6 protein-coding genes are annotated in these 8,648 nt (G+C 72.3%); all 6 read left to right on the forward strand.

The window, feature by feature from the left end; translation table 11 throughout:
- The first annotated feature begins 424 nt into the window (after positions 1-424).
- Positions 425-514 (forward strand): K(+)-transporting ATPase subunit F, encoded by a 90-nt coding sequence (kdpF, locus tag ACFVUY_RS31970; RefSeq protein WP_097237446.1) that lies wholly within the window; start codon positions 425-427, stop codon positions 512-514.
- Between the two features lies 1 nt (position 515).
- Complete coding sequence (gene kdpA, locus ACFVUY_RS31975) at positions 516-2,180, forward strand: potassium-transporting ATPase subunit KdpA (RefSeq protein WP_387735776.1); 1,665 nt, start codon at positions 516-518, stop codon at positions 2,178-2,180.
- On the forward strand, positions 2,180-4,294 hold the full coding sequence (kdpB, locus tag ACFVUY_RS31980; protein ID WP_387735779.1) for a potassium-transporting ATPase subunit KdpB: 2,115 nt from the start codon (positions 2,180-2,182) through the stop codon (positions 4,292-4,294). Before kdpA ends, kdpB begins: the two co-directional genes overlap by 1 nt.
- A 21-nt stretch (positions 4,295-4,315) precedes the next feature.
- Complete coding sequence (gene kdpC / locus ACFVUY_RS31985; protein WP_387735782.1) at positions 4,316-4,951, forward strand: potassium-transporting ATPase subunit KdpC; 636 nt, start codon at positions 4,316-4,318, stop codon at positions 4,949-4,951.
- Between the two features lie 121 nt (positions 4,952-5,072).
- Positions 5,073-7,679: an ATP-binding protein gene (locus ACFVUY_RS31990; RefSeq protein ID WP_387735784.1), complete on the forward strand. Its 2,607-nt coding sequence runs from the start codon at positions 5,073-5,075 to the stop codon at positions 7,677-7,679.
- On the forward strand, positions 7,672-8,346 hold the full coding sequence (locus ACFVUY_RS31995; RefSeq protein WP_387686218.1) for a response regulator: 675 nt from the start codon (positions 7,672-7,674) through the stop codon (positions 8,344-8,346). The genes ACFVUY_RS31990 and ACFVUY_RS31995 overlap by 8 nt, the downstream gene beginning before the upstream one ends.
- The last annotated feature ends 302 nt before the right edge of the window (positions 8,347-8,648 follow it).

Below are 8,648 nucleotides of genomic sequence, written 5' to 3' on the forward strand. Positions count from 1 at the left end.
GCGCCCCGGACGGCAGACCGCCGTCCGGGGCCGCTCCGTTCCCGGCACGTTCCCCGTACGGCGACGCCCGACGAGTGCCGACGAGTGCCGACGAGTACTGATGAGTACCGACGAGCACCGCCGCCCGCCCCCCGCCGGATCTCGGCCCGATCACGACGGTCTCGGTCCGGTGAAGCGCCCGTCAAGGCCGCGTCAACGTCACGCCGTCACCCGTATGGAGGGCGTCAGGGCCCCATAACGCGCCCCTGACGGCTGGTTTGCTGCATCTGCCGGTCGTCCGCCGGCGCCGCGCGAGCCCTTCCGGCCCAGGTCGCGGCATCTCCCGAACCACTCTGGTGGAGCCCATGTCCGATCTCATCTACGTCGGTGTCACGGTCGCCGTGTTCGCCGTCATCGCCCTGATCGCGCGGGGGGTGGAGAAGCTGTGAGCGCCGAGAACATCGCTGGTCTGATCGTGGCCGTCGCCCTCGTCGGCTATCTCGTCGTCGCGCTGATCTACCCGGAGAAGTTCTGACATGAGCTCCACTCTCGCGGGCTGGCTCCAGGTCATCGCCCTCGTCGGCGCGCTGGCCCTGTGCTACCGCCCCCTCGGCGACTACATCGCCAAGCTCCTCACCTCCGCCAGGCACCTCCGGGTCGAGCGCGGCATCTACAAGGTGATCGGCGTCGACGGCGACGCCGATCAGCGCTGGCCGGCCTACCTCCGCTCGGTGCTGGCCTTCTCCGCCGTCTCCGTCCTCTTCCTCTACGGCCTGATCCGCCTCCAGGGCTACCTGCTGCTGAACCTGGGTGTTCCGCAGATGGAGGGCCACCAGGCCTGGAACACCGCGATCTCGTTCGTCGCCAACACCAACTGGCAGTCCTACGGCGGCGAGTCCGCGATGGGCCACCTGGCGCAGATGGCGGGCCTGGCGGTGCAGAACTTCGTCTCCGCGGCCGTCGGCATCGCCGTCGTCGCCGCGCTGATCCGGGGCTTCACCCGCAACAGGACGGACCGGGTCGGCAACTTCTGGGTGGACCTCACCCGGATCAGCCTGCGCCTGCTGCTGCCGATCTCGATCGTCTTCGCCCTGGTCCTGGCCGCCAACGGCGTGATCCAGAACTTCCACGGCTTCCACGAGGTCACCAACCTCGCGGGTGACGTCCAGAAGATCCCGGGCGGCCCGGTGGCCTCCCAGGAGGTCATCAAGCTGCTGGGCACCAACGGCGGCGGCTTCTTCAACGCCAACTCGGCGCACCCGTTCGAGAACCCGACCGGCTTCACCAACCTGGTGGAGATCTTCCTGATCCTGCTGATCCCGTTCGCGCTGCCGCGGACCTTCGGCCGGATGGTGGGGGACAACCGCCAGGGCTACGCGATCGTCGCCGTGATGGGCCTGTTCTGGGTCGCCTCGGTGGCCCTGCTGACCCTCGCCGAGTCGCAGCACCAGGGCAGCGCCCTGCAGGCCGCGGGCGCCGCGATGGAGGGCAAGGAGCAGCGCTTCGGCATCGCCGCCAGCTCGCTGTTCGCCGCCTCGACCACGCTGACCTCGACCGGTGCGGTGAACTCCTTCCACGACTCGTACACGCCGTTCGGCGGCGGGCTGACGGTCTTCAACATGATGCTGGGCGAGATCGCGCCCGGCGGTGTGGGCTCCGGTCTGTACGGGATGCTGGTGCTCGCGGTCGTCGCGGTGTTCGTCGCCGGCCTGATGGTCGGCCGCACCCCCGAGTACCTGGGCAAGAAGCTCGGCGGCCGGGAGATGAAGTTCGCCTCGCTGTACATCCTCACCACGCCGACGATCGTGCTGGTCGGCACGGGCGTGGCGATGGCCCTGCCGGGCGAGCGCGCCGGGATGCTCAACTCGGGCGCCCACGGCTTCTCCGAGGTGCTGTACGCCTTCACCTCGGCCGCCAACAACAACGGTTCGGCCTTCGGCGGCATCACCGTCAACACCGACTGGTACGACACCGCGCTCGGTCTGGCGATGATCTTCGGTCGTCTCCTGCCGATCGTCTTCGTCCTGGCGCTGGCCGGCTCGCTCGCCCAGCAGCAGCCGGTCCCGGCCACCCCGGGCACCCTGCCCACCCACAAGCCGCTGTTCGTGGGCCTGCTGTCGGGCGTGATCCTGATCGTCGTCGGCCTCACCTACTTCCCGGCCCTGGCTCTCGGGCCGATCGCGGAAGGTCTGTCCTCCTGATGCCCACCTCTACGCTCAACCCCGCACCGGCCGACAGGTCGGAGCCCGCCGCGCCGCACAGAGTGGCGAGCGGCCTGCTCGACCCGAAGCTGATCCTCGCGTCCCTGCCGGACGCGGTGAAGAAGCTCGACCCTCGGGTGATGATCAAGAACCCGGTGATGTTCGTCGTCGAGGTCGGCTCGGTGGTCACCACGGTCTCCGCGATCGCCGACCCGTCCGTGTTCGCCTGGGCCATCACCGTCTGGCTCTGGCTCACCACGGTGTTCGCCAACCTGGCCGAGGCCGTGGCCGAGGGCCGCGGCAAGGCCCAGGCCGACACCCTGCGCAAGACCAAGACCGAGAGCGTCGCCCGCCGGCTCACCGACTGGCCCGCCACCCGGGCCGAGGAGGAGGTGCCCGGCACCGCGCTGAGGCTCGGCGACCACGTGGTGGTCGAGGCCGGCCAGATCATCCCCGGCGACGGTGACGTGGTCGAGGGCGTCGCCAGCGTCGACGAGTCGGCGATCACCGGCGAGTCCGCGCCCGTCATCCGCGAGTCCGGCGGCGACCGCAGTGCCGTCACCGGCGGCACCAAGGTGCTGTCCGACCGGATCGTGGTGAAGATCGCCTCGGAGCCCGGCAAGTCGTTCATCGACCGGATGATCGCCCTGGTCGAGGGTGCCGCCCGGCAGAAGACGCCGAACGAGATCGCGCTCAACATCCTGCTGGCCTCGCTGACCATCGTCTTCCTGGTCGCGGTCGTGACCCTCCAGCCGATGGCCACCTACGCGGGCGCCCCGCAGTCGATGATCGTCCTGGTCGCCCTGATCGTGGCGCTCATCCCGACCACCATCGGCGCGCTGCTCTCCGCGATCGGCATCGCCGGCATGGACCGGCTGGTGCAGCGCAACGTGCTGGCGATGTCCGGCCGCGCCGTCGAGGCCGCCGGCGACGTCAACACCCTGCTGCTCGACAAGACCGGCACCATCACCCTGGGCAACCGCCAGGCCGCCGAGTTCCTGGCCGCCCCGGGCGTGTCCACCGACGAACTGGCCAGTGCCGCGCAGCTCTCCTCGCTCGCGGACGAGACCCCGGAGGGCCGCTCGATCGTGGTCCTCGCGAAGACCGAGTACGGTCTGCGGGCCCGCGCCCAGGGCGAGCTGACCCACGCCACCTGGGTGCCGTTCACCGCCCAGACCCGGATGTCGGGCGTGGACCTGGACGAGGCCGAGGGCGTCCACCAGGTCCGCAAGGGCGCGGCCGGCTCGGTCTCCAACTGGGTGACCGAGAACGGCGGTTCGGTCGGCGACGAGGTCGCCACCCTGGTCGACGGCATCTCCGCGGCCGGCGGCACCCCGCTGGTCGTCGCCACCAAGGTCGGCAGCGGGCCGGCCCGCGTCCTCGGGGTCATCCACCTCAAGGACGTGGTCAAGGAGGGCATGCGAGAGCGCTTCGACGAGCTCCGCCGGATGGGCATCAAGACCATCATGATCACGGGCGACAACCCGCTGACCGCCAAGGCGATCGCGGAGGAGGCCGGCGTGGACGACTTCCTCGCCGAGGCCACGCCCGAGGACAAGATGGCCCTGATCAAGAAGGAGCAGGAGGGCGGCAAGCTGGTCGCGATGACCGGCGACGGCACCAACGACGCCCCCGCGCTCGCCCAGGCCGACGTCGGCGTCGCGATGAACACCGGGACCATGGCGGCCAAGGAGGCCGGCAACATGGTCGACCTGGACTCCAACCCGACCAAGCTGATCGAGATCGTGGAGATCGGCAAGCAGCTGCTGATCACCCGCGGCGCGCTGACGACCTTCTCGATCGCCAACGACGTGGCCAAGTACTTCGCGATCATCCCCGCGATGTTCGCCGGGGTCTACCCGGGCCTGAGCCACCTCAACATCATGGGCCTGCACAGCCCGCAGTCCGCGATCACCTCGGCGATCATCTTCAACGCCCTGGTCATCATCGGCCTGATCCCGCTCGCCCTGCGCGGCGTGCGCTACCGCCCGTCCGACGCCAGCTCGCTGCTGCGCCGCAACATCGGGGTCTACGGCTTCGGCGGCCTGGTGGTGCCGTTCGTCGGCATCAAGCTGATCGACCTGATCGTCCAGTTCATCCCCGGCCTCAGCTGACGCAGGGAAGGAGAGAAAACCATGTCCAAGCCCCTGCCGACCATCCTCCGCACCCACTTCACCGCCCTGCGGGCACTCCTGGTGCTCACCGTGATCCTCGGGATCGCCTACCCCCTGCTGATCACCGGCATCTCCCAGGCCGCCTTCACCGACAAGGCGAACGGCTCGCCCGTGACGTCCGACGGCAAGGAGGTCGGTTCCAGCCTGATCGGCCAGAACTTCAACCTCCCGAAGAAGAACCCGGACGACCCGAAGGAGGAGGCCCGGCCGGACCCGAAGTGGTTCCAGCCCCGCCCCTCCGCGGCCGGGACCGGCTACGACGCCTCCTCCTCCAGCGCCAGCAACCTCGGCCCGAACAGCGAGGACCTGCTGAAGGCCGTCGAGGACCGCCGCGCCGCCGTCGCCGCGTTCGACGGCGTCGACCCGGCGAGCGTCCCGGCCGACGCGCTGACCGCCTCCGGCTCCGGCCTCGACCCGCACATCTCCGTCGCGTACGCCAAGGAGCAGGTCGACCGGGTGGCCGGGAACCGCGGCCTGCCGGTGGAGGCCGTGGCCAAGCTGGTCGACGAGTACACCGAGAGCCGCTCGCTCGGCTTCCTCGGCAACGAGGGCGTCAACGTCGTGCTGCTCAACAAGGCGCTCAGCGAGCAGAAGTGACATCACCTCGCACAGGCGGGTGACCGGGCCGGCCCGGGCGCGGGAGGAGACCTCCCGGGCCCGGGCCGGCCGACCCGCGTCCGCAGACGTGCACCACTTTTCGATGGAAAGAGCAGTGCCCATGGCCCGCGACCTCACCCCCGGCACCGGCAACCGCGGCGGCCGCCTGAGGGTGTACCTCGGCTCCGCGCCGGGGGTCGGCAAGACCTATCGGATGCTGGACGAGGCCCGGCGCAGACAGCAGCGCGGGGCCGACGTCGCGGTCGGGTACATCGAGTGCCACGGCAGACGCCACACCGAGGCCATGCTGGCCGGCCTGGAGGTCCTGCCACGGGTCCGGCGCGCCTACCGGGACGCCGAGTTCGACGAGATGGACCTCGACGGCGTGCTCGCCCGCCGCCCGTCCGTCGTGCTGGTGGACGAGCTGGCGCACACCAATGTCCCCGGCGGCCGGCACGCCAAGCGCTGGCAGGACGTCGAGGAGATCCTGGCCGCCGGGATCGACGTCATCACCACCGTCAACATCCAGCACCTGGAATCGCTGAACGACGTCGTCCGGAAGATCACCGGCATCCCGCAGCGCGAGACCGTCCCGGACGAGGTGGTCCGCCGGGCCGACCAGATCGAGCTCGTCGACATGGCCCCGCAGGCGCTGCGCCGCCGGATGGCCCACGGCAACGTCTACCGGGCGGAGAAGGTGGACGCCGCGCTCTCGAACTACTTCCGGGTCGGCAACCTCACCGCCCTGCGCGAACTCGCCCTGCTCTGGGTGGCCGGGCGGGTGGACGAGGGCCTGCGCGACTACCGGGCCAGCCACAACATCGACCGGGTCTGGGAGACCCGCGAGCGGGTCGTGGTCGCCCTCACCGGCGGCCCCGAGGGCGAGACCCTGATCCGCCGCGCCGCCCGGATCGCCGACCGCACGGCCGGCGGCGAGCTGCTGGCCGTCCACGTCTCCCGCAGCGACGGCCTGGCCGGCGCCTCCTCCGGCGCGCTCGCCCAGCAGCGGCAGCTGGCGGAGGCCCTCGGCGGCAGCTACCACGTGGTGGTCGGCGACGACGTCCCCACCGCGCTGCTCACCTTCGCCCGCGCCCACCACGCCACCCAGCTGGTGCTCGGCACCAGCCGCCGCGGCCGGATCAACCGCTTCCTCACCGGCCCCGGCACCGGGCAGACCACCGTGGACGCCTCCGAGGACATCGACGTCCACATGGTCACCCACGAGTTCACCGGCCGCGGCCGGCTGCCCTCGCTCGGCCGCCGCCACTCCCGGCGTCGCACCTTCGCCGGCTACCTGGCCGGCCTGGCGGTGCCCTGGCTGCTCACCGCCCTGCTCTCCCAGGCGCACCACAGCATCAACCTGACCACCGACGCGCTGATCTTCCAGCTCGGCGTGGTCATCGTCGCCCTGCTCGGCGGAGCCGTGTCCGCCCTGCTGGCCTCGGTCGTCGCCTCGGTGCTGCTGAACTACTACTTCATCCCGCCGATCCACAGCCTGACCATCGGCGAGACCAACAACATCGTCGCCCTGGTGGTCTTCGCCGCCATCGCGCTCACCGTCTCCACCGTGGTCGACCACGCCGGCCGGCTCACCAGCCGGGCCGCCCGCGCCACGGCCGAGGCCGAGACCCTCTCCACCCTGGCGGGCAGCGTGCTGCGCGGCGCCGACGCACTGCCCGCCCTGCTGGAGAAGTCCCGGACGGCCTTCGGCATGCGGGCCGTCGCCCTGCTCTCGCGGGTCGACGGCGAGGCGCTCGCGCACTGCGCGGGGGACCACCGGGACGACGGCGACGGGCCGCACGAGACCACCGAGGTCCCGGTCGGCCCGGACGCCGTCCTGGTGCTCACCGGCCGCCGGCTGCCCGCCGCCGACCAGCGGGTGCTGACCGCCTTCGCCGCCCACGTCGCCGCCGCGCTGGAGCGCGACCGGCTGGCCGTGGTCGCCGCCGAGGTCGAGCCGATCAAGGCCGCCGACCGGATGCGCACCGCCCTGCTCGCCGCCGTCAGCCACGACCTGCGCACCCCGCTGGCCGCCGCCCGCGCCTCGGTCGGCTCGCTGCGCAGCCCCGACGTCGAGTTCTCGCCCGAGGACCAGTCGGAGCTGCTCGCCACCGCCGACGAGTCGCTGGTCAAGCTCACCCGGCTGGTCGACAACCTGCTCGACATGAGCCGCCTCCAGGCCGGCGCGCTCACCCTGCACCTCACCGAGACCCACCTGGACGAGATCCTGCCCCGGGCGCTGGACAGCCTCCCCGACCCGTACGCGCCGGTCCAGCCGCTCGACCTGGAGACCACGCCACCGGTGCTCGCCGACCCGCCGCTGCTGGAGCGGGTGCTCGCCAACGTGATCACCAACGCGCTGCGGTACAACGCCCCCGGCGCGCCCGTCCTGGTCACCGCCAGCCACCACGCCGACCAGGTCGAGATCCGGGTGATCGACCGCGGCCCCGGCATCGCACCCGAGGACCGCGACCGGGTCTTCCTGCCCTTCCAGCGCCTCGGCGACACCGACAACACCACCGGCGTCGGCCTCGGCCTCGCCCTCTCCCGGGGCCTCGCCGAGGCGATGGGCGGCAGCCTGGAGGTCGAGGACACCCCGGGCGGAGGCACCACCATGCTGCTCACCCTGCCCGCCGCCACCACCGGGCCCGCCGCCACAGCCCCCGCCACCTCAGGCCCCGCCGCCACCGAGCCCGGACACCCCGGGGAGGAATCGCGACATGAGTGAGATCCTGGTCGTCGACGACGAGCCGGCCCTCCTGCGCACCCTGCGGATCAACCTCAGCGCCCGGCAGTACGCCGTCCGCACCGCCGCCAGCGGCGGCGAGGCGCTCGACCGCGCCGCGCACAGCGCCCCGGACGCCGTCCTGCTCGACCTCGGCCTGCCCGACCTCGACGGGATGGACGTGCTGCGCGGCCTGCGCACCCGCAGCGCGATGCCGATCATCGTGCTCTCCGGCCGGACGGACGCCGCCGACAAGGTGGGCGCCCTGGACGCGGGCGCCGACGACTACCTCACCAAGCCGTTCCTGATGGAGGAACTGCTGGCCCGGCTGCGCGCCGTGCTGCGCCGGCCGCCGGGGGGCGTGCCGTTGGGCCGGCCGGTGATCGGCGACCACACCGTGGACCTCGCGGCCACCGCGGTGAACGGCCCGAACGGTCCGGTCCGGCTCACCCCGACCGAGTGGCGCATCCTCGCCCTGCTGCTCGCCAACCCCGGGCGGCTGGTGCCCGGGCGGCAGATCCTGCGCGAGGTGTGGGGCCCGGCCCAGGAGGGGCGCGGCAACTACCTGCGGGTCTACTTCGCCGGCCTGCGCCGCAAGCTGGAGCGCGATCCGGCCCGGCCGCGGCATCTGATCACCGAGCCGGGGATCGGGTACCGGTACGTGCCGTGACGGACCGGCGGGCGAGCGCCGGCGCCGCCCTCGTCAACGAGCCGTCAAGAGCGCTCCGGTGGACGACAGGAGGGCGTCAAGACCGCCCGGGGGCGGCGTTCCGCAGGCGTAGTGTCGGTGTCGAACGAGCGGCCCGGCTCCGTGTGGGGGAGGCCCGGGTCCGCTCCGGCAGCCGTCCGAGGACGGCCAGCAGGTGGGGGAGGGGCGGGGGGGGGGCGGCGGGGCCCCCCCCCCAGGCGGGGGGGGCGGGGGGGGGCCCCCGCCCGCCCCACCCCCCGCCCCCCCCCCCCCCCCGCCCCCCC

The sequence above is a fragment of the Kitasatospora sp. NPDC058063 genome, from assembly GCF_042885395.1.
In the GTDB taxonomy this organism is placed as follows: Bacteria; Actinomycetota; Actinomycetes; order Streptomycetales; family Streptomycetaceae; genus Kitasatospora; species Kitasatospora lactacystinica.

Excerpts from the sequence above, each read along its gene's own strand:
- kdpA (WP_387735776.1), top strand. The coding sequence starts at position 516 with ATGAGCTCCACTCTCGCGGGCTGGCTCCAGGTCATCGCCCTCGTCGGC.
- kdpB (WP_387735779.1), top strand. The coding sequence starts at position 2,180 with ATGCCCACCTCTACGCTCAACCCCGCACCGGCCGACAGGTCGGAGCCC.
- kdpC (WP_387735782.1), top strand. The coding sequence starts at position 4,316 with ATGTCCAAGCCCCTGCCGACCATCCTCCGCACCCACTTCACCGCCCTG.
- ACFVUY_RS31990 (WP_387735784.1), top strand. The coding sequence starts at position 5,073 with ATGGCCCGCGACCTCACCCCCGGCACCGGCAACCGCGGCGGCCGCCTG.
- ACFVUY_RS31995 (WP_387686218.1), top strand. The coding sequence starts at position 7,672 with ATGAGTGAGATCCTGGTCGTCGACGACGAGCCGGCCCTCCTGCGCACC.